Origin of the sequence: Nocardia gamkensis NBRC 108242 (assembly GCF_001612985.1) — a bacterium.
In the GTDB taxonomy this organism is placed as follows: domain Bacteria; phylum Actinomycetota; class Actinomycetes; order Mycobacteriales; family Mycobacteriaceae; genus Nocardia; species Nocardia gamkensis.
Map to the genome: position 1 here is coordinate 1 of NZ_BDBM01000037.1, position 25,248 is coordinate 25,248.

Annotated in this window: 26 protein-coding genes; 9 read left to right on the forward strand and 17 right to left on the reverse strand. The window is 66.1% G+C overall.

Translation table 11 applies throughout. The features are described from left to right. Positions 1-47 precede the first annotated feature (47 nt). On the reverse strand, positions 48-1,037 hold the full coding sequence (locus NG1_RS25725) for an alpha/beta hydrolase (RefSeq protein ID WP_062974937.1): 990 nt from the start codon (positions 1,035-1,037) through the stop codon (positions 48-50). 229 nt (positions 1,038-1,266) lie between these two features. Here NG1_RS25725 and rfbA point away from each other — a divergent pair, with 229 nt between their 5' ends. Beyond that, entirely contained in the window at positions 1,267-2,139 is an 873-nt protein-coding gene (gene rfbA, locus NG1_RS25730; RefSeq protein ID WP_062974939.1) for a glucose-1-phosphate thymidylyltransferase RfbA, read from the forward strand. A 2-nt stretch (positions 2,140-2,141) separates the two neighbouring features. Then, entirely contained in the window at positions 2,142-2,690 is a 549-nt protein-coding gene (locus tag NG1_RS25735) for a dTDP-4-dehydrorhamnose 3,5-epimerase family protein (RefSeq protein ID WP_040864275.1), read from the forward strand. Between the two features lie 164 nt (positions 2,691-2,854). Here NG1_RS25735 and NG1_RS25740 read toward each other — a convergent pair whose 3' ends face one another. Next, positions 2,855-4,321 carry an MFS transporter gene (locus tag NG1_RS25740; protein WP_062974940.1) on the reverse strand — a complete coding sequence of 489 codons (1,467 nt, stop codon included), beginning with the start codon at positions 4,319-4,321 and terminating at the stop codon, positions 2,855-2,857. 85 nt (positions 4,322-4,406) lie between these two features. Between NG1_RS25740 and NG1_RS25745 the strand changes: the two genes are divergently transcribed. Continuing rightward, positions 4,407-4,835 carry a MarR family winged helix-turn-helix transcriptional regulator gene (locus NG1_RS25745; RefSeq protein ID WP_062974942.1) on the forward strand — a complete coding sequence of 143 codons (429 nt, stop codon included), beginning with the start codon at positions 4,407-4,409 and terminating at the stop codon, positions 4,833-4,835. A gap of 20 nt (positions 4,836-4,855) precedes the next feature. On the opposite strand, the gene NG1_RS25750 is transcribed toward NG1_RS25745, so the two are convergent. Both NG1_RS25750 and NG1_RS25755 read right to left on the reverse strand, forming a co-directional pair. After that, positions 4,856-5,698, reverse strand: coding sequence for a helix-turn-helix domain-containing protein (locus tag NG1_RS25750; RefSeq protein ID WP_245660052.1), 843 nt, complete (start codon positions 5,696-5,698; stop codon positions 4,856-4,858). A 241-nt stretch (positions 5,699-5,939) separates the two neighbouring features. Beyond that, entirely contained in the window at positions 5,940-6,518 is a 579-nt protein-coding gene (locus tag NG1_RS25755) for a DUF4282 domain-containing protein (RefSeq protein ID WP_062974946.1), read from the reverse strand. A 292-nt stretch (positions 6,519-6,810) separates the two neighbouring features. On the opposite strand from NG1_RS25755, the gene NG1_RS25760 reads away from it, so the two are divergent. The 3 genes from NG1_RS25760 to NG1_RS25770 all read left to right on the forward strand — a co-directional run bounded on the left by NG1_RS25760 (position 6,811) and on the right by NG1_RS25770 (position 10,584). Then, positions 6,811-7,329 (forward strand): hypothetical protein, encoded by a 519-nt coding sequence (locus tag NG1_RS25760; RefSeq protein WP_245548778.1) that lies wholly within the window; start codon positions 6,811-6,813, stop codon positions 7,327-7,329. Positions 7,330-7,532: 203 nt separating this feature from the next. Next, complete coding sequence (locus tag NG1_RS25765; RefSeq protein WP_062974948.1) at positions 7,533-9,719, forward strand: molybdopterin-dependent oxidoreductase; 2,187 nt, start codon at positions 7,533-7,535, stop codon at positions 9,717-9,719. A 232-nt stretch (positions 9,720-9,951) separates the two neighbouring features. Next, positions 9,952-10,584, forward strand: a complete 633-nt coding sequence (locus NG1_RS25770) for a pyridoxamine 5'-phosphate oxidase family protein (protein WP_062974995.1) — start codon at positions 9,952-9,954, stop codon at positions 10,582-10,584. Here NG1_RS25770 and NG1_RS25775 read toward each other — a convergent pair. The 3 genes from NG1_RS25775 to NG1_RS25785 are packed head-to-tail and all read right to left on the reverse strand — an operon-like array spanning position 10,571 to position 12,059. After that, the gene (locus tag NG1_RS25775; RefSeq protein WP_369691026.1) at positions 10,571-11,494 is read right to left on the reverse strand and encodes an SAM-dependent methyltransferase; all 924 of its coding nucleotides are present in this window, start codon (positions 11,492-11,494) and stop codon (positions 10,571-10,573) included. The two genes, NG1_RS25770 and NG1_RS25775, sit on opposite strands and share 14 nt — an antisense overlap. Beyond that, positions 11,428-11,634, reverse strand: coding sequence for a hypothetical protein (locus NG1_RS37550; protein WP_062974952.1), 207 nt, complete (start codon positions 11,632-11,634; stop codon positions 11,428-11,430). Before NG1_RS37550 ends, NG1_RS25775 begins: the two co-directional genes overlap by 67 nt. Beyond that, entirely contained in the window at positions 11,634-12,059 is a 426-nt protein-coding gene (locus NG1_RS25785) for a DNA-directed RNA polymerase subunit beta (RefSeq protein ID WP_245660053.1), read from the reverse strand. The genes NG1_RS37550 and NG1_RS25785 overlap by 1 nt, the downstream gene beginning before the upstream one ends. Before the next feature lie 388 nt (positions 12,060-12,447). Here NG1_RS25785 and NG1_RS25790 point away from each other — a divergent pair, with 388 nt between their 5' ends. Together NG1_RS25790 and NG1_RS25795 are read left to right on the forward strand one after the other, a co-directional pair. Further along, a complete protein-coding gene (locus NG1_RS25790) occupies positions 12,448-13,341 on the forward strand; it encodes a helix-turn-helix domain-containing protein (RefSeq protein ID WP_063910435.1) in 894 nt (297 codons plus the stop codon). Next, positions 13,338-13,544, forward strand: a complete 207-nt coding sequence (locus NG1_RS25795) for a DUF397 domain-containing protein (RefSeq protein WP_062974956.1) — start codon at positions 13,338-13,340, stop codon at positions 13,542-13,544. Before NG1_RS25790 ends, NG1_RS25795 begins: the two co-directional genes overlap by 4 nt. A gap of 262 nt (positions 13,545-13,806) precedes the next feature. Here the strand turns inward: NG1_RS25795 and NG1_RS25800 are convergent, their stop codons facing one another. The 3 genes from NG1_RS25800 to NG1_RS35895 all read right to left on the reverse strand — a co-directional run bounded on the left by NG1_RS25800 (position 13,807) and on the right by NG1_RS35895 (position 16,019). After that, on the reverse strand, positions 13,807-14,430 hold the full coding sequence (locus NG1_RS25800; RefSeq protein ID WP_062974958.1) for an NAD(P)-dependent oxidoreductase: 624 nt from the start codon (positions 14,428-14,430) through the stop codon (positions 13,807-13,809). 234 nt (positions 14,431-14,664) lie between these two features. After that, positions 14,665-15,480 (reverse strand): SDR family NAD(P)-dependent oxidoreductase, encoded by an 816-nt coding sequence (locus tag NG1_RS25805; protein ID WP_369691025.1) that lies wholly within the window; start codon positions 15,478-15,480, stop codon positions 14,665-14,667. Then, the gene (locus tag NG1_RS35895) at positions 15,381-16,019 is read right to left on the reverse strand and encodes an SgcJ/EcaC family oxidoreductase (RefSeq protein ID WP_084499189.1); all 639 of its coding nucleotides are present in this window, start codon (positions 16,017-16,019) and stop codon (positions 15,381-15,383) included. Before NG1_RS35895 ends, NG1_RS25805 begins: the two co-directional genes overlap by 100 nt. A gap of 456 nt (positions 16,020-16,475) precedes the next feature. Between NG1_RS35895 and eccB the strand changes: the two genes are divergently transcribed. Further along, positions 16,476-17,954: a type VII secretion protein EccB gene (gene eccB / locus NG1_RS25815; RefSeq protein WP_062974962.1), complete on the forward strand. Its 1,479-nt coding sequence runs from the start codon at positions 16,476-16,478 to the stop codon at positions 17,952-17,954. Positions 17,955-18,656: 702 nt separating this feature from the next. Here eccB and NG1_RS38875 read toward each other — a convergent pair. The 7 genes from NG1_RS38875 to NG1_RS25845 form a co-directional block, all read right to left on the reverse strand. Further along, the gene (locus NG1_RS38875) at positions 18,657-19,004 is read right to left on the reverse strand and encodes a tyrosine-type recombinase/integrase (protein WP_281218324.1); all 348 of its coding nucleotides are present in this window, start codon (positions 19,002-19,004) and stop codon (positions 18,657-18,659) included. A 765-nt stretch (positions 19,005-19,769) separates the two neighbouring features. Beyond that, positions 19,770-20,285, reverse strand: coding sequence for a hypothetical protein (locus NG1_RS25825; RefSeq protein WP_062974965.1), 516 nt, complete (start codon positions 20,283-20,285; stop codon positions 19,770-19,772). 286 nt (positions 20,286-20,571) lie between these two features. Then, positions 20,572-21,195: a DUF3558 domain-containing protein gene (locus NG1_RS25830; RefSeq protein ID WP_168434192.1), complete on the reverse strand. Its 624-nt coding sequence runs from the start codon at positions 21,193-21,195 to the stop codon at positions 20,572-20,574. Between the two features lie 23 nt (positions 21,196-21,218). Next, on the reverse strand, positions 21,219-21,686 hold the full coding sequence (locus NG1_RS35905) for a hypothetical protein (RefSeq protein WP_245660054.1): 468 nt from the start codon (positions 21,684-21,686) through the stop codon (positions 21,219-21,221). 17 nt (positions 21,687-21,703) lie between these two features. Further along, a complete protein-coding gene (locus tag NG1_RS25835; protein ID WP_062974969.1) occupies positions 21,704-22,951 on the reverse strand; it encodes a hypothetical protein in 1,248 nt (415 codons plus the stop codon). A 15-nt stretch (positions 22,952-22,966) separates the two neighbouring features. Then, entirely contained in the window at positions 22,967-23,794 is an 828-nt protein-coding gene (locus NG1_RS25840) for a DUF8017 domain-containing protein (protein ID WP_062974971.1), read from the reverse strand. 390 nt (positions 23,795-24,184) lie between these two features. Next, a complete protein-coding gene (locus tag NG1_RS25845; protein ID WP_168434191.1) occupies positions 24,185-25,168 on the reverse strand; it encodes an AraC family transcriptional regulator in 984 nt (327 codons plus the stop codon). Positions 25,169-25,248 lie beyond the last annotated feature (80 nt).

Consider the following 25,248-nt stretch of genomic DNA (forward strand, 5'->3'; position numbering starts at 1 on the left):
GTCCCGTCTGAAACGCGGGGCGAGGCTCGCCTGGAAAGGCCGGGCGGTCAAGCCGTCCGTGCCTGCTGGTCGTCCTCGATGCGGGCCCGCACGAACCGCGAGACCCGCGCCAGCGCCGCCCTGCTCTCCGGCAGGCCCGGCGCGATGCTCATGAAGGCGTGCACCTGGCCGCGCCACAGTTCCAGCGCGTTCGGCACGCCCGCCGCGGTGAGCCGCTGTGCCATCAATTCGGAGTCGAAGCGCAGCACCTCGTCCTCGGCGGCGATCAGCAGCACGGGGGGCAGCGCGGACAGCACCGCGTTGACCGGCGACAGACTCGGATCCAGCGCCCCGTCGATCTCGGCGCCGATGCGCACCACCGCTTCCAGCGCCGACAGCGGGATATACGGATCCCGCGTCACATTCACATAGTCGCGCTTCGCCCCGTAGTCCAGGTCGAGCAGCGGGCTCAAGCCGACCAACCCGGCGGGCACGGGCAGACCCGAGTCCAAGGCGAGCAGCGCGGTCGCGAAGGTGAGGTATCCGCCCGCCGAGTCGCCCGCGAAGATGATCCGCCCCGGATCGGCGCCGTGCCGCAGCAGCCAGCGATACGCGGCCAGGCAGTCGCGCACCGAGTCGGTGATCCGCGTGCCGGGCAGTTGGCGGTACTCGACGTTGATCACGGGCAGACCGGTACGGCGGGCCAGGCTGGCCGCGACCGGGCGGTGGCTGCGGGTACTGCAGATCGCGAAGCCGCCGCCGTGCATATAGAGCACCGCGCCGTGGCGCAGCGCGCGCGACGCACCGGCCGGGCGGATGATCTCCAGGCGGATACCGTGCAGCGACACCTGCTCCCGATCGATGCCTTGCGGCCGAGGACGCAACCGCGCCAGCCCCTCCACGGTGGCGGCGCCGAGAGGAATGGTCGTCCTGGTGACCGGGAAGGTTCGCAGCACCGGCCGGACCACGCCCATACAGGTGGCCAGCAGCAGCCGCGATTGCGCGCTGGGGCCCTTCGGATTCATCACCACGCCGGGCTCGCCGTCTCTGGTCGCCATCGCGCACCTACCTCACAACTGGTGCGCCGAATCACGACCGGACCGAGGTCGCCCAGGCGAGCTGTCGGCGCTGACATCTCACGCGGTGTCTTTTCAGAACACCATGCGCATCGTGACCTACGCAACAGAATCGCTCGATCCGCACCGGTGGCGAAACAACCGTGACCGAATCGAGGACTACTCGGAACCTCACCGAATCCCGGCGTCGTGAAACTGGCAGACTCCATGCATGCGCGGAATCATCTTGGCGGGCGGCACCGGCTCCCGGTTGCACCCGATCACGCGCGGGGTGAGCAAGCAGCTGGTCCCGGTCTACGACAAACCCATGGTCTACTACCCCCTTTCCACGCTCATGCTCGCGGGGATCAGGGACATCCTGGTGATCACGACACCCGATGACGCCGCGGCGTTCCGGCGGCTGCTCGGCGACGGCACGCAGTTCGGCCTGTCGCTCGGCTACGTGGTCCAGCCCGAGCCGGACGGCCTGGCCAGGGCCTTCGTCCTCGGCGCCGACCATATCGGCGCGGATTGCGCCGCACTGGTGCTCGGCGACAACATCTTTCACGGCCCCGGCCTCGGCACCAGCCTGAATCGCTTCCACGGGATCGACGGCGGCGCGGTGTTCGCCTACTGGGTCTCCGATCCCACCGCCTACGGCGTGGTGGAGTTCACCGAGGGGCGGGCGGTGTCCATCGAGGAGAAGCCCAAGACGCCACGGTCGAACTACGCCATTCCGGGCCTGTACTTCTACGACAACGACGTGGTGGAGATCGCCCGGTCGCTGCGTCCCTCCGCGCGCGGCGAATACGAGATCACCGACATCAATCGCGCCTACCTGGAACAGGATCGCCTGAGCGTGGACGTACTCGCCCGCGGCACCGCGTGGCTGGACACCGGCACCTTCGATTCCCTGCTGGACGCGGCCAATTACGTGCGCACCATCGAAGAGCGGCAGGGGCTCAAGATCGGCGTCCCCGAAGAGGTGGCCTGGCGGATGGGCCTCATCGACGACGAGCAGCTGTGCCGACTGGCCGAACCGATGATCCGCTCCGGTTACGGCCGCTACCTGCTCGATCTGCTCGAACGCGGACGGGACTGGTGAGCATGGAGTTCCGGGAGCTCGCGGTGCCGGGAGCGTGGGTGGTCACGCCTCGCCAGCACGGCGACGATCGCGGCATGTTCCTCGAGGGCTTCAAGGCCTCGGAGTTCGAGAAGGCGACCGGGCGACCGTTCGACCTGCGGCAGGTGAACTGCTCGGTGTCGGCGGCCGGGGTGCTGCGCGGCATCCACTACACCGAGGACCCGCCGGGCCAGGCCAAGTACGTGACCTGCGTGCGCGGCGCGTTCCTCGACGTGGTAGTCGACCTGCGCCCCGGCTCGCCGACCTACGGTCGCTGGGACAGCGTGCTGCTCGACGACGTCGACCGGCGCTCGGTGTTCCTGTCCGAGGGACTCGGCCACGCGATCCTGTCGCTGGAGGACGGATCGACCGTCACCTACCTGTGCTCACTGGAGTACCAGCCGGAGTTCGACCACGACATGGACGCGTTCGATCCGACGCTGGGCATCGAATGGCCGCGCGTGGGGCGGGACGGCAGCGAACTCACCTTCGTCCGTTCGGCGAAAGATACTGCGGCCCCGCCGTTCTCCTGATCCGCGCGAAGAAGCGACGCCTGCCCTGACCGCGCGGTGCAGGACAGGCGCACGACGAGCGCAGGACGACGCAGCCGGTCCGAGGCTGGAGAGAAAGGCGACCTCCGCAACGCCGAGCGCCGCCACCCGGCGCGGGTGACGGCGCGATGCGGCCGGTACAGCGGTCAGGCCACGAGTTCCAGTTCCTTCGACTCGTCCACCACCCGCTCCCGGCCCCGGAACCGCGGCGCGAAGGCGAGCAGGGCGACGAGCGCGCCGACGGCGGACACGCCCGCGGCGAACTCCAGACCGGGACGGTAGGTGTCGAGCATCCCGGCGGCCGAGATGTCGGCGTGTGCGCCGGAGGAGATGATCGCGGTGGTCACCGCGAGCACGATGGCCGCGCCGACCTGCATGGAGGTTTGCAGCACGCCGGCCGCGAGACCCTGCTCCTCGTCCTCGATGCCGTTGGTGGCCTGGATGTTGATGGCGGGGAAGCCCACCCAGCCGATGCCGATGAGCAGCACCGCGGGCAGCAGCATCGTCAGGTAGGAGGGGGCGGTGTCCAGCCGCAGGAACAGCAGGTAACCGACGGCCATCACGACCATGGTCACCGCGATCACCGGCCCGGTGCCGAAACGATCCACGAGCTTGTCGGAGAAGAACGCCGACAGCACCACCAGCAGACCGACCGGCAGCAGCGCCATCGCCAGCTTCAGCGGGGACCAGTCGAGGGTGTCCTGCATGTACAGGGTCACGATGAACTGCCAGCTGAAGTAGGAGCCCGCCACCGCGACGATCGCGAGACTGGCGCGGACCAGCGAGGACTTGCGCAGGATGCCGAGACGCACCAGCGGGTAGCGCACTCGCTTCTCCACCGCGACGAACCCGGCGAACAGCGCGACGACCGCGAGGAACGAGCCGATGGTGCGTGCCGACGCCCAACCGGCTTCCGGCGCGGCCACCACGGTGTAGACCAGCAGCAGCATGGCGGTGGTGGACAGCAGCGCACCCAGCAGGTCGTGTCCGCCTTCCTCGGCGGGCTTGTCCTTGGGCACCAGCACGTACGCCGAGACCAGCGCGGCGAGCGCGATCGGCACCGGCAGCAGGAAGGTCCAGCGCCAGCCGACGCCGGTCATCAGGCCGCCGAACAGCAGGCCCATGGAGTAGCCGCCCGCGCCGAACACCGTGTAGATGGACAGCGCCTTGTTCCGGGCGGGGCCCTCGGCGAAGTTCGTGGTGATGATGGACAAGCCGGTCGGCGCGGTGAACGCGGCGGCGAGGCCCTTGACGAAGCGGGTGAGGATCAGCAGCGGACCCGAGCTGACCAGACCGCCGGCCAGCGACGCGACCGCGAAGACCGCGAGGGCGATCAGGAAGACCTTGCGGCGCCCGAGCAGGTCGGCGGTGCGGCCGCCGAGCAGCAGCAGCCCGCCGTAGCCGAGCACGTAACCGCTGACCAGCCATTGCAGGGTCGAGGTGGACAGATCGAGTTCCGCGCCGATGGACGGCAGGGCGACACCGATCATCGAAACGTCGAGGCCGTCGAGGAACAACACGATGCACAGCGTGATCAGCATGCCCCAGAGCCGGGCTGACCATCTGGCCGGATCGGTCGCCTGAGCGGCCGAGAGCGTCGCTGGTGAAGTCATGCGGGGAACATTACATGCGCGTGCATTAAATGCCAACACATTTAATGCGGTTGCATACACTCGCCGTGCCCACTAAGATGGGGCCATGTCGAAGCCGACCACCGTGAGCACAGTCCGGCGCGCTCCCGCGCAGGCCGGGCTGGTCGCCGAGTGGCGCGAGCTGCTCGACCGGCACGCGGCGGTGAGTTGCGCACTCGAGAAGGCGCTGCAGAACGGGCATCACATCGGGCTCAGCGAATTCGAGACGCTGGACCGGCTGGTCGACGCGAACTGCGGCGACTACCGCATGAGCGACCTGGCCAACGACATCTACCTCAGTCAGAGCGCGCTCTCGCGGGCCGTGGCCCGGCTGGAGCGCGACGGTCTCGTCCAGCGCACCATGTGCGCGCAAGACCGCCGCGCGGTGTTCGTGTGCCTCACCGAGAAGGGCCGCGAGGTCTACGAGCAGGCCCTGCCCACCCACCGGGAGGTCTTGAGCGACACCTGGGACATGCCGGGGCCGCCGAAGTGCTGATCAGCGCCGGATAGGCCTGGTCAGAGCGATTTCCGGGCGTCGTCGATGCGTGCTCGCGCGTCGACCGCCGTCGCCTCGATGCTCGCGAAGGCCGCCCGGAAGCGTGCGATCTCCTGTTCCTTGTCCACGTAGACCGGCCCGGCGAACGCCTCCAGGTAGACCACGGGCGGTTCGGACGGCTCGCCGGAGCGCACCTCGGGGAACTCCAGCAGCACGAACCGGCCCGACGTCATGCCGTCGTGGTAACCGCACTCGGTGGGCACCACCCGGAGCCGGACGTTCGGCAGTTCGGTCATGCGCAGCAGGTGGTCGAGCTGCCCTGCGGTTATCTCCGGGTCGCCGATGCGCCGCCGCAGGACGGCCTCATCGATCAGCGCGTCCAGCCGCAGCGGCGCGTCGGCGCGGGTGACCAGCGCCTGCCTGGCCTGCCGCAACCGCAGCCTGCGGTCGATCTCGCCGGCGGACAACTCCGGGCGCGCCGCCGTGAACACCGCGCGGGTGTAGCCCTCGGTCTGGAGCAGTCCGGGGACGAGCTCGTTCTCGTAGGTGAACAGCCGGGTGGCCGCCTCTTCCAGCCCGATGTAGACGTCGAAGCCCTCCGGGATCACGTCACCGTAGGCGGTCCACCAGCCTTTGGCCTTCGTGTCGCGCGCCAGCGCGCGCAGCGGTTCGAGCAGGTCGGGCGGCGCGCCGTAGACCTTGCACATCGCCTCGACATCGAGACCACGCAGCGAGGTCTGGCCGGTCTCGATCCGCCAGATCTTCGCCTCCGACCACTCCAGCTGCTGCGCGGCCACCCGCGTGGTCATCCCGGCACGGGTGCGCAGATCGCGCAAGTGCCTGCCGAGCTGCCGTCGCGGCATCGTCGATCCGGTCGTTCCCTGTGGTAAAGCCATGCTTCCCCCCTGTCCAGCCGCACACTGCCCGCACCGCGCGTTCGCGCGGTCTGCGGCGCGGCGCGCCCTCTCCGGAGACCCGTGGTGGATGTGCCGGGTATCCGAACAGCATTGTTGACAGTGAAACTCACAGCGGTCACGGCGCGCGTCTCAGCCAGGCCGATGGCTTCCGCGAGTCAAACCACTTCCGCACGCCGCGTTTTCGTCCCTACCTGCGCGGGTTGCGCTTGCGGAAGCGCCAGAACTGCACTGCTCGAACGTCTTCGGACAACTGGTTGACCGGCTCGGCCACGTCCGACAACGCCTGGAACAGGTCGTCGGCCAGCTCGCTGATGTGCTCCACCCTCGTCGCCAGGCGCGCGGCGTTCACAAGGAACTCGAGCATCAAGCGGACGGCGGCCGCGATGGTGAGGCCGAGCGGGACGCCCAGCAGCGCGGCGAGCACGCCGAGCGCCGCGGACACCCGCCACGCCGCCACCGTCAGCGTGATCGGCACAGCGAAGGCGAACACCAGCCCCAGGATGTAGGCCAGCGGCAGAAGCGTGCGGGTGGCCGGGCGGTGGAACTGCACATCGAGCAGGGCGCGCGCGGCGGCGGCGCTCCACTGTGCGAACGCGCGGGGGCTGCGGAACGGCTCGGCGGGTTCCTCTTCGTCGGACGCGGCCCCGGCGAGCCGCTTGGCCGCCGACTCCTTCCACGTGAGCCAGCGCGACTCGGCCTCGTACTCCTCGACGTCCGCGGTTTCGCGGTCCGCGGGCGATCCGGCGCCGTGGGGTTCGTCACTCATGCCGAGAATCCTCCTTGCCCGGGCCGCTCCGATCCAGCCGGAAACGCCCGCCACCGGTATGTTTTCGCACCCGCGACTCCCGGGGGGTCATCCACAGCGACCTCCCAGCTCCGGCGCAGCGAGCGGCCAGGTCCGGGGTCGAAAGTAGCTGCGTGGCAACCATGGCGAGCCACCTCGGGATGCCCGGCGAGACACGTACGAACCTCTCGGAAATGAGACGTAGGCGACACTCCGGAAATTTTCTCGAAGAACGCGTAACGCCCATGGCGGCCCCAGCCGATACGACCCATGAATGCAGGACCCAAAGATCTACCGGGGAATGGAGAAGACAGTGCGCACCACGTTTCCGACTTCCGTCACGGCGGCCGAACTGACCGCCGCTGCGCAGGACTACAACCAGCGCGGGTGGACGGTCGCCGAAACGGCCAACGGTCTGAGCCTGATCACCGACGACGACCTGTCCGGCATCGAGGTCACCGGCGAACTGGCCGGCGAGGTCCGCCGCTTCCTGCGCGCGAACAACCTGTCCGGCGCGGTGATCGAGATCCCGGGCCCGGAGCGTCGCGAGATCCACCTGGTCACCGGCGTCCGCAAGGCCGCGATGGCGTTGCAGGCGCTGCGCGAGGCCGGGGCCACCGTGTACACCGACGGCGCCGGCATCCCGCTGCCGCCCACCCAGCTCTCGGCCGGCTCGGCCTGCTGGGGCGTCGCGCCCGCCGAGGCCCGTTGGGTGCCGCCGGTCGTCGCCCTCGCCGCAGCCGTGCGCGCCGCCACCTCCGCGCGCCGCACCAAGCTGACCATCGCCTGCTGACCATCGTCTGCTGAGCAACGCCTCCCTGATCGGATGAACCTGCTGATCGCGGGCCGGGGCCGCGCTACCCGGCCGGTTTGCGACCGGTATCCGTCCTGACGCTCCGGATCCCCACCCCGGAGCGCCGCCGGGTACCGGTCGTTTGGCGTTGCCGATATCGAGCGTTCTCTTTTCAGTTCCACCGCCGGGCGACAAGATGGGGTATGGCCCCGATCACGCAAGCGCGCAATCTGCTGCGGACCTGCCCACTCTGTGAGGCGGTCTGCGGCTTGGACATCACCCTGGACGCCGACGACCACGTCACCTCGGTCCGCGGCGACCGCAGCGATCCCTTCAGCAAGGGCTTCATCTGCCCCAAGGGAGCCAGCTTCGGCCATCTCGACGAGGACCCGGACCGGGTGACCGAACCGCTGATCCGCGACCGCGCGACCGGCGCCTGGCGCGCCGCGACCTGGGACGAAGCTTTCGATTACATCACCGCGCGGTTCCCCGCCGTCGTGGCCGAGCACGGGAACCAGTCGGCCGCTGCCTACTTGGGCAATCCGAACGCGCACACCGTGGCCGGCGCGCTGTACGTGCCGATGCTGCTGCGCGCGCTGGGCACCAAGAACATCTACTCGGCCAGCACCGCCGACCAGATGCCAAAGCAGGTGGCCAGTGGGCTGATGTTCGGCGACCCGCTGACCGTGCCGGTGCCCGACCTGGACCGCACCGATTATCTGCTGATGCTCGGCGCCAATCCGCTGGAATCGAACGGTTCACTGTGCACGGCACCGGATTTCCCGGGCAGGCTGAAGGCCCTGCGCGCCAGGGGCGGCCGCTTCGTGGTGGTCGACCCTCGGGTGACCCGCACCGCGAAACTCGCCGACGAGCACCTGTTCATCCGGCCGGGCAGCGATGCCTACCTGCTGTTCGGCATCGTGCACACGCTCTTCGCCGAGCAATTGACCGATCTGCGCGTCGACGTCACCGGGGTGGACGAATTGCGCGCGACCGCCGCGGCGTTCGACCCGGACACGGTCGCGGCCCGCACCGGTGTGCCCGCGTCCACGATCGTGCGGCTCGCCCGCGAGCTCGCGGCGGCGCCGACCGCCGCGGTGTACGCCCGCATCGGCACCTGCACCGCCGAATTCGGCACGATCACGCAATGGCTGGTCGACGCGATCAACGCGCTGACCGGCAACCTCGACTCCCCGGGCGGAGCGATGTTCGCCACCGCTGCCGCCGGCGGCATCCCCCGGACCAAGCCGTTCCGTGCCGGGCGCTGGACCAGCCGGGTCCGCGAGCTACCCGAGGCGATGGGCGAGCTGCCCGTCGCGACGCTCGCCGACGAGATCACCACGCCCGGCGAGGGGCAGATCCGCGCCCTGGTGACGGTCGCGGGCAACCCCGTGCTGTCCGCGCCGAGCGGCGCCCGCCTGGACGAGGCATTCGCCCGGCTCGACTTCATGGTGAGCGTGGACCGCTACGTGAACGAGACCACCAGGCACGCCGATGTGATCCTGCCTCCCCCGCGTCCCACCCAATCCCCGCACTACGATTTCGCGCTGCTGCAATTCGCCGTGCGCAATTACACCCGCTACTCGCGCCCGCTGGTACCGCTGGGTGACCGGCCCTCCGAGCCCGCCGTCCTGGCACGTCTGGCCGCCGCGCTCACCGGCAGGCCGCACAACGGCTCCGACGGGATGGATCCGCTCACCGCCATGGACGAACTCGTCATCGCGGGCCTGCTGCACAAGGCCGGGCTCGCGGAGCGGCGCGGCGACCTGATCGGCGAGAACAGCACCGAGCAGCGTATCGACCTGATGCTGCGCCTCGGGCCGTACGGCGAATGGAACGGCGGCACGCTCAATCTGCAAGCGCTGCTGGACAACCCGCACGGCATCGACCTCGGCCCGTTGCGGCCGCGCCTGCCGGGCGTCCTGCGCACGGCGAGCGGCCGCGTGGACCTGGCCCCGCAGCCCCTGCTCGACGACGTGGCGCGGATGCGGGCGCGCCTGGCCGACGAGGCGCCGGAGATCGTGCTGATCGGGCGGCGGCAGCTGCGGTCCAACAACAGCTGGATGCACAACATCGCGCCGCTGGTGAGCGGGTCGAATCGCTGCACACTGCACATCAATCCGGCCGACGTGGCACGGCTGGGGCTCGGCGATCAAGCGGTGGTCAAGTCGGCCGCCGGGACCCTGACGGTTCCGCTGGAGCCGACCGAGGCCATCATGCCCGGCGTGGTGAGCCTGCCGCACGGATGGGGCCACGCCGACAGCGGCCAGACCGTGGCCCGCGCGCACGCGGGTGTCAACGCCAATGTGCTCACCGATGATTCGGTGGTCGACGCGCCCTCCGGCAACGCCGTGTTCAACGGGGTTCCGGTCACGCTGACCCCGGCCTGACCCACCGCGAACCACTCCCGCAAATGCCGACCGGCCGGAAACAGTTCCGGCCGGTCGGCTTTTAGCTAATCGCCCGAAATGCTTGGTACGTACGAAAATCGGCAGGATTTTCGATGCCGATTTCCAGGTTTTACCTAGCGATCCTCATCTAAAATCGACACGATCTCGGTACGACCGCGGTTCAATGTCGAGCCTGGTGAACCCCGGATTCCGGCGACCAGAGGGGGCGGCCATGCCCGGCATGCACGGTGGCAGCAGCGGCGAGCGTGAGCTGCAGGAACAGTACGGAACACAAGATCGAGCACAGCGGTTCTACGACGATCAGATGCTCGATCGACTCAACCCGACGATGATCGATTTCATCGGCCGGATGGATATGGCGTTCATCGCCACGGCGGACAAAAACGGCGAATGCGACTCGAGTTTCCGTGCCGGACCGCCCGGTTTTCTGCACGTCATCGATGAGCATACGATCGCCTATCCGGAATACCGTGGCAACGGCGTCATGGCCAGCCTCGGCAATATCCTGGAGAACGCGCACGTCGGGATACTGCTTCTCGATTTCGTGCGCGACCTCATCGGACTGCACATCAACGGTTCGGCACACATCGTCGCCGACCACGCCTTGCGCAACGTCGTTTCCGACCTGCCGGTCAACCACAAGGGCCGCGTGGCCGAACACTGGGTCGTGGTCCGCGTGGAAGAGGCCTATATCCACTGCCGCAAGCACATCCCGCACCTGGTACCCGCCCCACGCGAACAGCGTGAGTGGGGCACCGACAACGTGCGAGCCAAGGGCGGCGACTACTTCGGAGCGAAGGCGGAGAAGAACGAACTGGCCGAGTCGCTCCTCAGCGGGTCCTGAGGGTAGGTACGCGGCCCAGCGCGCCCAGCATCAGTCGCTCCTCGACTGATCGCGGGCGCGGTGCGGGACCGTAAGGCCACCAGTCGCCGAGTTCGACCAGACCGGGGTCGACAAGCTCCAGCCCGCCGAAGTAGGTGGCGATCTGTTCGCGGGTGCGAAACCAGCCTGAACCCAAGCCGTGGACGAAGCGGTGCTCGAGTTCGCGGGCGAGCCGGTGGGCAGCGGGATTGTCCGCGGGATCGAGGTAGTGACTGATCGCGAGGTACGAACCCGGCGGCAGGAACTCGGTGTACGCGCGGACGATCGCCGCGGGGTCGAACTCATCGGGCACGTGATGCAGGACGCCGGACAGAATGACTGTGAGCGGGCGACCGGGCACGATGTGGCCGGCGATTTCCGGCAGCAGGGTTCGCGGTTCCGTCAGATCACCTTGCACGTAACGGACGCCCGCATGCCGCTCGAGGAGGGCGCGGCCGTGAGTGCAGCAGAGCGGATCGTTGTCCACGTAGACCACCCGCGCTCCTCTGTTGTACTGGTGCGCGATCTCGTGAATGTTCGTAGCGGCGGGCAGCCCGGCCCCGAGGTCGACGATCTGGTCGATCCCGACCTCGCCTACGAGGTGGCGGACGACGCGATCCAGCCAAAGTCGCGTCATCGAAGGCACTTTTCGCATGTTCGGGGCGAGTTGGAGGATGTCATGGAAGAAGCGCCGGTCGACTTCGTAGTTGTCTTTGCCTCCGAGGCTGTAATCGTGTACCCGAGCGATGCTGGGGCGCGTCGGGTCCGGCCCGACCGGTGCATGCACACCGGTTCCGTGCGGGAGTTCCCCCGGCATACGGGCGTTCACGCCGATGCCCGGTTCGCGGCGACCAGCGGGCGGGTGGTCGGCAGTGTCTGTGCCCGCATCCATGCCACGGTGCCTGTGACCGTCGCCGGAAGAGGTTTGTAGCGCGGAACTTCGCGCCCGACGCGGCGTTCCAGAACCGCCATCGCGACCAGGAAGTTCGCCACGAACCACAGCACGACTCCAGCGATGACTATCGCGACCATCACCCGTGTACCTCGGCGATATCGAATGGCCGGTCACCATCGCGCGTCCGACGGCGGGGAATTTGATCGGCCCAAGCGCGGATCGCCTCTACCACGGCGACGCCGGACGGTCGAAAAGCATTGGCAGGCGGTTCGATCCACAGACGAATCGCACCCGCCGAGGCGGTGGGCGACGGCAGCGCGATCGCCGCACCCGCACGAGCGACGGACACATCCAGCCGAAACAGCTCTGCGAACAGCCGCATGTCATCGACCTCCCCGAGATCCGGCCGAATCAAGAACGTCCACCTGCCGGAGCGTGGATGGCCGATGATCGGCCCGACCGAATTCCCCTGTCCGTGCAGATGCGCCCGCACCGCCTGCCCCAACCGCGCAGGCATCGTGATCCCCCACACGCTGCCCGCATGCACGACGATCCGCCCCAATCCGGGCGGGTCGATGACAGCGGGTAGACCGCATGCGCGGCGGTAGAACTGGCACCGCGAGACCGGTGTGTCCTCGAACGGCTCATGGTCCATCTCGAAAGCCCCCTACTCGGATCGAAGGTCGTGCGAAGGGCGAGCCCCGGCCGGTTGGCGTCGGGAGCGACCGGGCGTGCGAACGAGAACGGAATATTCGCTGGATCAACAGCTCTCGTTGCCGGGCGCGTACTCAGTACACAGCAAATCGGCTCAACTGGACTGCCCAACAAGGACATTCCATCAATTACACTGGATGGCCAGTATGGGGCGGTCCAGCCGAAGGCGGTCCTCCACAGACCGGTCCAGCAAGTTTCGGTCCAGTACGGGTCACACCAGATAGCGAGGTTAAGCAATGGCAGGAGGGTCCACCCTTCCCCGGCGTGCGCTCGGACGCCGACTCCGCGAACTGCGCTCCAAAGCCAAGAAGAGCCAACTTGCGGCAGGGCTGGCGATCGAGGTGTCCAAGCAGGGCATCGGAAGATTAGAAGACGGGCAGGTAGTCAGGATCAGCACGGCGCAGCTTCGTGACTTGCTGGACTTCTACGAGGCGGATGGAGATGCCAAAGCTGAAGTGCTGGGCCTGCTCCAAGAAGTCAAAGCAGCCAAGGGCGACCCTTCCAATGGCTGGTGGCGCGCCTACGCCGATGTGGTCAACCCACACTTCGATCACTTCATGAGCTTGGAGCAAGCGTGCTCCCGCATGACCGCCTTCCAACTCACGCTGCTGCCTGGCCTGCTGCAAACCGCCGGGTATCGCAGATGGATTGCGCGGACGACCGATCCGGCCATGTCAGCTGTCGACGTGGAGCGACGACTCGAGTTGACCGCGCGGCGGCAGCGTCGGCTTGCTGAAGACCCGAACTTCTCGCTGGAAGTGCTGCTGTCCGAGTCCGTACTGCGGCACCAGGTCGGTGGGCGAGATGTGATGGCACAGCAGTTGCCCTACCTCCTCGATGTCGGAAGTCTTCCGAACGTCTCCATCCGCGTAGTCCCCTTCGATACCGGTGGACACCCGGGCTTGGTAGTTCAGTCGTTCACCCTGTTCGAATTTCCCGCCCTCCATCTGAGCCGAGCACCGGAGCCGCCGGTTGTCTTCGTGGAAGGCTTCACAGGTGCGTTGTTCCTGGAAGACGATTGGGTGATCGAGCGCCACAGGGCGACAGCGGCAAGCCTTCGCCAGGTAGCGTTGAGCGAAAGTGACACCAGAATCTTGGTGCAGCAGATCGCAGAGGAGTACGGCGCGTGACCAGGGAATTATCCAACGCGAGCTGGTTCAAGAGTAGTTACAGCCAGGCGGGCGGGGACTGCGTAGAGGTCGCTTATCTCGACGGAGGCTCGGTCGGCGTACGCGACTCGAAGAACCCGACCGGCCCTGCGCTGGTATTCACCCCCGGCGAATGGGACGCCTTCACCGCAGGCGTGACGGATGGCGAATTCCACCGCCACTGACCACATCGATCGACACGGCCCGGCCCACTGACTCGGAACGTCAGGAGCCGGGCCGATTCCGTATCAGTTGCCCTCTGCGATCGGGTTGTTATCCCGATATGACATCGCCTCACGGTCTCCCCAGCGCAGAGGCCGCGCCCCCTCCCACCTCCGGAAGTGCGACTTCATCATGGTCGACCCGCGAGTGGCACACCCTGGAGACCTCTTCTCGGAAAATGCCGCGACCATGTGCCACCCTCACCGGAAGGACGCCCACCGGCGATCACGAGGAGACGGCGACGGTGGTGCCGTAGGTGCGCTGGTCGTTGATGGCGTCGAGGAGATAGTCGGCCAGATCGGTTCGTGCGGTGTGTGGGCCTACCTTCGACTCGCCGCTGAGCGAGATGCGGGGGCGGGTGCTGGCGGGTGCGTCGGTCAATCGGGTGGGGCGGATCGCTGTCCAGCGCAGGTCGCTGTGTGCGAGCAGCTGTTCCATGCGCGCCATATCCGAGTAGGTATGCCGCATCACGCGGTGCAGGGCGCGGGCGAACAGGCGGGTGCCCGGTCCGGCATTCGCGGGGATGCTCAGACCTGCGGAGGAGATCACCAGGAGCCGTCCGGACGGGCGCATGGCAGCGATGATCTCGGCGGTGCTGGTGGAATAGACGGTGGTGTGGCCGCGCCCGGTGGCACCGAGTGCGGAGATCACCGCGTCGTGGCCGTCGAGTAGCCCCGTCAATCCGTTCGGTGTGCACGGATCGGCCGTCACCACGGTCACGCCCGGGGCGGGAACCGTATTCGCGGCCCGGCGAACGATCGCGGTGACGCGATGCCCACGAGCCAGCGCGCGATCCACGACGATGCGCCCGGTGCGGCCGGTGGCTCCGAGGACAGCGATGGCGGCCATCAGTGCGCACCCGGCCGAGACACGGATCGGGACAGTAAGGGAACGGCTCGCGGGAGCGGCTTGCGCTGTGCCTTTTGCCCGGCTGGGGTGCGCCGGCGTTTGTTCAACCGGACGCGATGAGCACGATCATCGCCATCGTGGTAGACGGTCTCGGCGGATGGGACGCGATTCCAGGCGCTTTCGATGCGCTCTCTCAGACCGCGGATGGTGGTGTGGTTGGTCATGGTTCTCTTCTCAGTCGGCCAGCAGCGCCATGGCGGCCCGTCGGGGTAGCAGCCGCAGCGCGGCGGCGAATGCGCGGTTGATTCGGCTGGAGTGGACGATGGGACCGGCATTGCCCGCCAGCGCTTTGCGGGTGCGGTCCGCGACCTGCTCAGGCGTGCGGATCAACCAGGACGGCACATCAGCCGCAGTCTGGGAGGCCGTGGCAGTGACCCCGGGGCACAGGGCCAGCACTCGCACGCCGCGTGCTTTCTGTTCGTGCCAGAGCGTTTCGGAGAACGCGGTGACGAAAGCTTTGGACGCGCTGTAGACAGCCATGCCGGGTTTGGGGGTGGAGCCGAGCGTCGAAGACACGTTCACCAGCGCACTCCCCGGTGTAGCGGCGGCGAGGAAAGCGTGGGACAGGACGACAACCGCTCGGCAGTTCAGATCCAGCGTGGCGAGCGCTGATTCGAGCGCGACTGCGGAGAAATCGCCGTGCCCGGCGGTGCCGGCATTGTTGACCAATAGTGTGTAGCCGCCGTGCCGGAGCCGTTCCGCGACGGAGCGCAGTCCGTCCTCGGTGCCGAGATCGGCGGCGAGATAGTCGTGGCCGCCGCCAAGTTCGGCCATCAGAGTTTCGAGGCCTTCCACACCGCGGGCCACAGCGGTCACCGCGTATCCGTCCTTCGCGAGAGAGACCGCGACAGCCCGTCCGATGCCCTCGCTGGCGCCGGTGACAAGCGCTCTCACCGCTCGGCCTGCGGCCGGGTTTCCGGGTCGAACAGGAACGAGACGCGTTCCATGATCGCCTGGCGTTTGGTGTTGTGGAAGCTCGCGATCCGCCACTTCCCGTCGCCTTCCCGCACCAACGTGTAGGTCTGGGTCTTGGACAGCTCCGCCGGGCGGTCACCTTCGTAGCGGTCGCCGCGGCTGGTGACTATCGCGACGTCGTCTCCGTAGAAGCGCACACCGAGGAACGAGTCGGCGAGCCGAGTGCCCTTCAGAAAACCCGAGAACAGGGCCCGATGCGCCTCGGCGAGATCGCGGCGTCCCGCGTAGTGGGTGCCGAGAAAGGTTGTGTAGGTGGCGTTCTCGGTGAAGGTCGCGCCGTAGGCGGCGGCGTCGCCCCGGCCCCACGCCGCCGTCATGTCGCTGATGGTGTCGCACACCGCACGCAGTTCGTCGGCGTCGCCGCCGTCCGGGGTGAGGCTCGTGCACTCGGCCACACCGACATTCCGGACGTCGGAGGTCCGGTCCAGCCAGACGTAGCCACCGGCGGCGGCGATGCCGAGGGCGAGCGTGGTGGCCCCCAGAACGCGTACGACGACGCGGCGACGCGGCTTGCGGCGGGTGGTCGATTCGGTATCTGTGCTGGTCGAGGTCATGGCGGAGTCCCTTCGGCGCTTATGTCTGCGTAGAAGAATTATCTTCTTAGACGCGTTCTCTTCGTTTAAGAAGAGATTAGGGCGGACGTTCGGGATTGTCAACAGATCCGCGCGACACCGGTCCCGGCCTGGGCTTTCGGCGAACTCCGAGTTGGGTTGTGTCACAACTACGCTCGGCGCGGGGCGTGGGCCGATGCGGGGCGACAGACCATTGAGCCGGCTATCGGAGCGCGCCGAATCCGGCCGGACATAGATGACGCCCGAACCGCGTCAGGTTGAGGTGGCGTTCGCGTGACTCGGACGCTGTCCGCCTGGACACCCTTTCTCTGCCGGTGGTGCGTCCTGCCATGAACGGCTTGGGGGCCAAGCCGCGATCGACCGCTGGATTAGCACTGGGAAGGTTTTGCAGGGCTAAGGTATGTCGGCAAGTTGTGAGCACTGGTCGGGGGAGCACTTATGCCTTCAAAACCCACTACTCGTTGGCAGGTCAGCGGTTACCGCTTCCTGGTTCGGCGGATGGAACACGCTTTGGTGCGCCGGGATGTGCGTATGTTGCATGATCCGATGCGCTCACAATCGCGCGCCTACGCGGCGGGGTTGATTCTGGCCTGCGTGGTGCTTGCGGGCTGTGGTGTGCTGGCGCTGATACGTCCGCAGAACAAGATCGACGACAACAAGATCCTCATCGGCAAGGATTCCGGTCAGGTGTACGTGATGCTCGATGGCGTAGTGCACCCGGCGCTGAATCTCGCATCAGCACGGTTGGCGGCCGGTGACCCCGCCAAGCCGGCCATCGTCAAGGAGTCGGAGCTGGCGAAGAGGCCACGCGGCACGCTCATCGGCATTCCCGGCGCACCCTCGGCCTTGAGCTTCGACGCCAAGGGCGAAGGCCGCGCATGGACGGTATGTGACGAGCTGAAAACAGATGGCTCGAACGCGCTGAGCAGTATCGTCATCGCCGGCAAACTCGACCTCGGTGAGAAGGTCGGTGCGCTGCCGCACGGACGGGCGCTGCTGGTGCAGGGCAAGGACTCGGCATACCTGCTCTACAACAGTCGTCGCGCCCGTGTGGACATGACAGATCGCACGGTGACCGACGCATTGAAGATCCGCGGCATGACTCCTCGCCCCATCAGCGAAGGTCTTTTGAACGCGGTCCCTGAAGTGGCACGAATCACCCCACCCAAGATCGATGATCCGGGCGGCTTTCCACTCGAGCCCGTCGACGGCCATCGCAACGGCGACGTGGTGCGTGTGCCGAGTGAGAATCAGTACTACGTGGTGTTGCGGACAGGGTTGCAGCCGATTTCGCCCTTGACTGCCGAGATCATCCGCAATTCCAATCCCACCGCTGGAAACTACGAGATCACGGCCTATACCCGCACGAACGCCGACATCGTGAACGAGCTGTCCGTGCAGGACTATCCCGACACGGCGCCGACCATCGTGGACACCAAGGACCATGCGGTGCAGTGCCTATCGTGGAAGCCGCTGGCGACCTCCGCGGCGGCCGAGGCCGATGGCGGCCGCCGCGCCGAGCTGTCGCTGATTACCGGTCGGGCACTACCCATCCCGGACGAGGCCCGTCCGGTGCGGCTGGCCCAAGCCGACGCCGCCAGCGGTAGAGTCGCCCAGTTCTACACCACTCCCGGCTCGGGAATGCTCGTGCAGACCACCGGAATCGAGCCGGATAGCCAGCGCAAAGACAGCGTGTTCTATGTTGCCGACACCGGAGTCCGCTACGGCATCAAGGACACCGAGGCGCAAAAGGCTCTCGGTATGGATTCCGAGCACGCCACCCCGGAGCGGGCGCCGTGGCCGATCGTCGGTCTACTGCCCGGCGGTCCAGTCCTCGGGCGTCAGGACGCGATGGTGGCCCACGACGGCGTAGCTCCCGACTCCAACCCAGCCAAACAACTGGTGCAGGCCAAGTAGACAGTCCTCACGCACTACGGGCTGTCACTGGGTGCTGCGAAATCTCAGTGGCCCGGGCTCCGAAGTAGTACTTCGGAGCCCGGGCCACCGCCTCATGAAGGGCTTGCTAAAACTCTTGAGTAACCAGGGGCACTGCCGACTCGCCAACGGCGGCAATCGTTTCCTGAAATAAGTGGTCATGATCTTGGACGCCGCGTCGATGCGCTCGGTTCCCGAAGAATTCGAAAATATCGATGATCACTCTAGGGTGCTGAGGACTTCAGGCCGGCAGCGGATGGCGACTGGGCTCGCCCTGCGAGCGGGAGGAGCGGAACCAGCTGAAGCCGTTCATGAATCCGCCGGGCTTCGCCGGCAGCATCCTCCCCGTGAGGTAGTTTCGTCTTCCCATTTCACCTTCGGAGGGCCGGGATTCAGGTGCCTGGTCAGATGTCCTTGATGCGAATGGTGGCGACAGTGACGTACCGCATCTGACAAGTGACGTCACCTCCGCCATCACGAACCAGCCGGACCTGCCACACCTGTAGACCTCACCTCCGACTGTTCCTTCAGAACGGGTCGGCGGCGTCCGGAGTAGAGACGAGGCGCTGGGGCGAACGAGGCAGACTGGCTGTCTCAGCGCGATGATTCGGGTTCGCCCCGGGGCCAAAAGCGATCGACACCTCCGGGGACTTCCAGGTATGAGCCGCCCCGGGGTTTCGTCATTCAAACCAGCGTGATCTTGCAGCGTTCCGACAGGGGCTTCGATCCGCTCACCGAGGTGTCGCGGCGTCGCCGGGCAGCGCGAATCTCGGTGTCTGCGATCTGGTCAGCGAGCAACGCGTACACCTGCGTGGTTTCGGTGGAGGCATGACCGAGACGTTTGCGCACCACCTCGATCGAGACGCCGGCGTTGATGAGTTCGGTGGCGCGGGAGTGGCGCAGCCTGACGGGCAGGACGGGCCATCTGCTTCCATTCCTGGTCGGACACGGCTCGTTCTTGCGCCTGCTCGAACAGGCTCGGCATCGTGTGCTCCACTTTTGTGGCAGCGTCGACCACCGAGGCCGACCCATGAACCCGCACAGCGATGAACGCGCTGTCAGACGCTTTTGAACCCGTCGGTCCGTGCCCGGCTGACTGTTTCGGCGAAGGTGTCGCTCGCGCGCTCCGCGAGAGCGATGGCACGAACCACCTCGAAGGCAGACTGAAACTCCTCCGCGTAACGCTGATACCTGGCAGTCTTCTGATCTCGACGCCACCTCGAGGACTCGGCCCGGGAGTCCCAAAGTCGACCGATCGCGATACCCAGGACTCCTGCCGTAGCGGCCAAAATTACTGGCGTCATACAACTTTCACACCCCAATGGGCCTCAGGTGCCGGGTGGTGAGCCTACCTGGTGGCGGCTCGGTTCCTGCCGACATCCGCCCCGAGTGGTTCCGCCGACCACGCTCGGTCAGCTCGGTCAGCGCAGAAGAGTGCGGTCTCCCGTCGGACAGGGCTGTGAGGGGGACGACCCGGTCAAGAGCACGCGCTACCACGACTCGCGTGCTGATACTCCTCGGTGAAGTCCGCCTGTGCAGAAGGGGCAAGAAGTGTGGCGGCGCCACGCTAGGAGTCTGCGGCTCGGACCAGAGGCCTACTCTCGACACCGTCTGCGCCACCTGACAATGAGAAATACCGCCACTTACGGCTGCGAGTCACAGATCAGGCGCTCACACTGGACGCGCGGCCGAGTAGGCACCGCCGAGCCGAACTCGGTCTCGGACGTCGGCGGCGTTTGGGGATGGGGACTACCCAGCACTCGCCGCGAAACGAGCGGTTGCGCGCTGCCCGTGACCTCAGTCGATGGCGAAGACGAACGAATACCAGTGTCCGGACAGCTTTTCGAATCGACGGGCGCCGCTCCCCACCGGCTCAGTGCTCGGGGAGTAGACCCAGCCGTGAACGGTCGAGCCCACGAACCCATCCGCGTCGTAGAAGTAGACCGAACCATCGGACCGGCGCTGCGCCGAACTGATGTCGAGCCCACCGAAGCTCAGATCTCGGCGGGTACTCGGCCCGGTCTCGCGCAGCATCTCGACCGCGACTTCTTCCATCTCCGGACGTGCGGCGTCGAAGCCATCGGGCCGAAAGACCAACCCCGCAACCAGCCCTGCGAGCACAACCACCGGCACCGCGGCGACCTTCCACGACCACCGATGCTCCCTGCCGACCAGATACAGCGTCTTGATCGCCCACACCAGCAGGGAAAGACCCAGCAGAATCCCGCCCACCACCGAACCGACGAGCCGATCCGGCCCGGTCGGGTCACCGACAAACGGCGCCCAATCCAGACGGACGCACAAGAGAACCACAACACCGAAGACTGCTCCCGCCAAGACCACGCCCCCCGGCGCGGTGGCGACGCCCTGCCCACCCTCGGTATGCCCATCAAGCGCACGGGATGTCTCGATCGGAGCCTCCTCGTCTCGACGACCCGTCCCAACGCCCGATCCGCGCTCGGCGATGCCCTCGGCCGAACTCTACCGGCGGGTCGGCCCTCGGAACCGGGCGGCAGGCAGCTCGATTGGATGCCCCAACTCGCGACAGCTGGTTACCGGGTTCCGATTGGGCCGCGAGCGACCGCATGGGCAGGTTGGCCTACTTGTCACCGAGAGATGTTGCGAAGATTGTTGCCACATCACGAATTTGGTCGCAGGATGCCGGAACGGGAACAGCGCCCGGAACGGCGGTCAAAGAAACCTCCAAGGTTCCGTCCGAGGACTTGATCGCCGCATAGCATGTTCCGGGAAGTGCGGACACCGTGTACAGCGCAGCCTCTCGTCCGTTTACGGCATCGGTATTGAAGACGGCGTACTTATCCGAACCCTTGACCTGCTCCAACGGCGAGTTCGTCGAATGCACCGTGACACTTCCGGTGATCGCCTTCTGGCCGTCCACGACCGCGATCCGACGGAAGGAGCATCCAATGGCCGTCAAAAGATCGGTGACGATCTCTCCCGATGATCGCTGGCGGGTAGCCGGATCGAGTCCGGCTTTGATGACCAGATCATCGTCCACTTCGAAGCACGGATCGAACCGCACCGGCTTCTTCGAGTCCGGTTGCACTGGTGCGGGCGGTACAGAAACGGCCATCGACCGGGTCGAAGTGACCGAAGTCGTTGAGGGCCGGCTCGCCGTCATGTCATCCGGGCCTTCAGCGGAACAGGCGGCAAGCGCTGTGGCCACGGCGATAAACATGCAGCCGGTGACCACTAGCTTCATCGGGCGCATCCCCCAATCCCTTATCAAACCAACCACGATTTCCCTCTCGGGTATTCGTCGAAGTCATCGGGCCAGTCGCTAGGGCCGACAACGTTGTCACGCGGAGAGGTTGGGCGCGGCGGTGGCGGCGGCGTAGTCGGTGGTGGCGGAACAGTCGGCGACGGTGGTTCAGGGTTCCACTTCCACTCGAATTGGGGAGAGTTCTTGAGTTCCGCAACCTCCGGCGGCACCGGTCTCGCGAGCTGTTCGATATCACACCAGCGGTATTCCCCCTCGCGGACGCGTTCGGCGTAATCTTGCAAAGCGGCGGATGCGCCCGGTGCGGCCGCGAGGTTCGACATGAACTCCTCGGTCACTTCGGTGACTTCGTGCAATAAAGCATGGACGTCGAGGTTCTCCAACTGGATACGCGCGGTTCGCAGGTCATCCACGGCACTCATGACGTCGCGGACGAGAGCCTCCACGGTGGCATCCAAGTTCGGCTCACGCATGCTTCCCCACCGCGATGTCATGCGTCCTCCCAAGGCTGCCCGCCAGAACCGACCTCGTAGGATTCCTTCGGACGATTCAACGTAGAGTCGACTTGAGCGATTTTCGATATATCGGTGGCGACGGCGGTCGCTTTGGACGCCTTCTCCAACTTTTCGGTGAACGGCGCAATGGTCTCTTTGAGTTTCTGTTCGGCGCCCTCCTTCAACTTTCCGACCGGATCTTTGATGTATTCGAGGAGCTTTTTGACCTGATCGACAAGTTTCTGAATCTCGACGACCAGATCGATCGCTTTCTTGACTATATCGAAGATCTTGATACCCAAATTAACGATCTCGTAGACCTGACCTACCACCGGAATTTTTCTGGCGATGGTCTTGAAGATCCCCTCGATACTCGTGAACTTGATCTGGTCGTTGAGGATGTCCCACAGCTTCGTCAGGATGGTTTTAACGGCTTGCCGGATCTCGTCGGCCACCACTCCGAGCACATCGCTGATGATCCGGCCCACCGGGCCTTCCCATCTCATCGCGGCGATCTGCCGGTTCGCCCAATCGTTAAAGGACAGCGCGGCTTTGCCGTTCCAGTGCGGATCGACCTTCTTCAGGCCTGCTTCCAGGTTGTCGCCGCAAGCCTCCATACCGTTTCCGGCCGCTTTGTACGCCTCGCCGATCCGCCGGACCTCACTCCAGTTACCGGGGATCGGCTCGAGGCATTTACCGAGTGGGTCGATTTCATTCCCAGCCGTGCGGGTGATGCTTTTGATCGACTCGTTGACCTCACCGAGGATGGGAGCCACCTCACCGATAAGGGCGACGGTATCCTCCTTGTTCGACTGCGGCTCCTGCAGCTCGAAGGCTTTCGACTTCGGGTACTCGGCTGGCGATACGTACGCGGCTGTGGATCCTTGGACCTCGGTATCGGCGTCAACCGGAGTACCCGCTGCCACCGGACCATTGAAGGTGTTCTGGTTCAGCGCGAGATAGTTCTTCTGGTCTCGGTCGTGATACATCCACGCCGCTTTGTTGAGCTCCGTACCGGTGGACGTCGTAGCGTTTGCTATTTCGGCCATACGCAGCTGCGTAGCCGTGGCCGCTCCTTTGACCGGCGAAATCAACTGATCGATAATAGGCCCCTGGAGCCAGTCGGCAGGCATGCATTGCTCGCCCGCGAACTTCGCGGCCTTCGAAGCGTCGTCACCGATATCCGCGACAAGCTTGCCGAGACCGGCGATTTCACCGGGTTCCGCCAGCAATTTGTCACCCATAGACTATCTCCTCACTCACTGTGCACTCGTCTTGCCGATCGACTTCATGATCTTCTCGATATCGTCGCGGCGTAGCGACTTCGCCGAGTCCGTATAGTTCTCGAACATGAATATCGCCACTTCAGCCGAGGCGTATGCCGGAGTCGCGACGATATCGAATTCTGCCGTAGCCGGATCACAGGAGGCCTTCTTCGGGATATCGGCAACCACTGCGGTGTAGCGCACCGCGGGACGGCCGGATATCTCGAACGTTAACGGGCCACGCAGCTCTACGGTAGGCATGCGACCGGCCCGCGCGTCACCGAAGATTCGCCTCGCCTTGTCGACTTCCTCGCGTGCTGCGGTGTTGATATCGACGCCGTTGCGGCCGTCGACTCCGACGCTTGCCAGGACCGATCCTTCGGTCTGGCGGCAGTAGTCGATCCCATAGCGACTTACCGCTTCGTAGGAGGCGATGCTCGTGTGATCGACCTCGTCACTCCACGCCATGATCGCATCGTTCGACGCATGCCAACCGTCCGACGGGACGGTGTAGGTGAGTCCGTATCGAGTGGGAACCGGCTGTGGCCGGCCCTTGCCTACTTTCACCAACGGTGGTGGGAACTCCATCGACGGGAAGCCGGGAGGCAGCGATGGTTCCGGTGGTTTAGTAGGTCCTGGTGGAGGCCGCCACGACGAGGCCGCTTGCTCAGGCGGTTCGACCTTGTCCTGGTACGGGTTCCCGATCCACACCGACAAGGTGAGCACCGCCGTCGCCGCGCAGAGCAGCAGTGCGATCTTTCCCAGTTGAGTCAGGATGCCGTATCGATAGAGCAGCCCGAGGACGCGCTTCAGCCGGTCCACGAATGCACACCCAGCCACGACCGGCGGTCGGAGAACACCGGAGCTGTTGCGCTGCAAGAACGTCTAGTAGAAAACTGTTTGCCCACCGCATGCGGCACAGTGATCACTCCCCTCCTGATACTCCCGGGCTGGGATGCTAGGGCGGCCGAAAACGACTGTCAATCGCTCCGTCGCCGCCGGACCCGTCCTTGGCCGATGAACACGGCGCGGTGAGTCGGCCAGTTGCCAATGCGCGCGGATCCAGGGAAACCACCTCGGCCGCAAGCCGGACAAGTCGACAAGAACGCTGGTTTCCCGCCCGCTGACCATGACAGACACGCTCCAAGCGGACGAGATAGACCTTTCAAGGGCTTGCGGGATCGAGCAGACTCACCTGAGAGATCTCGAAGATTACCGAGCGTTGAGCGACGAATCCGATGACGTTCGCGGCACCCGGGGAAAGTGCGGGCGTACTTCCTGCGGACTCACCCCGAACCGCGCTTTGAACGCGGCTCCGAAGGCGCTGAGCGAGCGGAAACCGCTGGCGTACGCGATGTCGACGACGGTGCGGTCGCGTGGGGCTTCGCGGAGGCGGCGGTGCGCGCGGTCGAGGCGTTCGGCGCGGATCAGGTCGCTCGGTGTCGTACCGGTGTGATGCAAGGCCAGTTGGACCTGGCGCAGGGACCAGCCGAGGCTTCGCGCGATCGCGGTCGGCGTCAGGCTCGGGTCGTCGGCGTGGCGGCGGACGTGATCGCGGACCGCGGTGTCCACGGTGGCCAGTACGGTGGGCATCGCGTCGCGGCGGCGCAGGCAGAGGCCGAGTAGATCGACGATCGTGTCACAGGCGGAGGCGAACTCGGGACCATCGACGGCCGCGCGCTGCTTGCCGAGTTCGGTGATCATGCCTGTGACAACCGATCCCAGTCCCTCCCGCAGGTCGATCAGTGCGGGTCCCGCGCCGAGTTCGAGGGGCAGCGCGCCCGCCGGGACGTTCAACACCCAGCCGCGCGCGGCCATGGGCTGACGGAATTCCACGGGACGCGTCTTGGTGACCACCGCGCCGTGCCCCGGGACCACCTGTGCGGTGATGTCGTCCTGCCGAAGACGCAATGCGCCCGCGACCGGGATCATCACCCGCAGGCTCTCATCGCCGTCGTGCCGGATGTCCGCACGGGTTCTGGCGTAGACGATGCTGTCGGACCAGAAATCGATCAGCTGATAACCCGCGTATCGCTGCACGGCCGTAGCGCCACGAAACGACGCCGGACTGGCGAAGCGGCACTGCAACGTGCCCTGGTTACGACAGACGTGCTCGGCCCAGAAGTCGGCCGACTCGCGGGGCGGTACTTCGCCGGTATCGACTCGTTCCACGCGATATGGCTCTGCGATCGACACGAGCATCCTCCAGACCGGCGTGCGCGCTTCCGTAAGACCCGTGCACGGATCAGGTCGAGCGCGCATGGGTCCACCGCCTA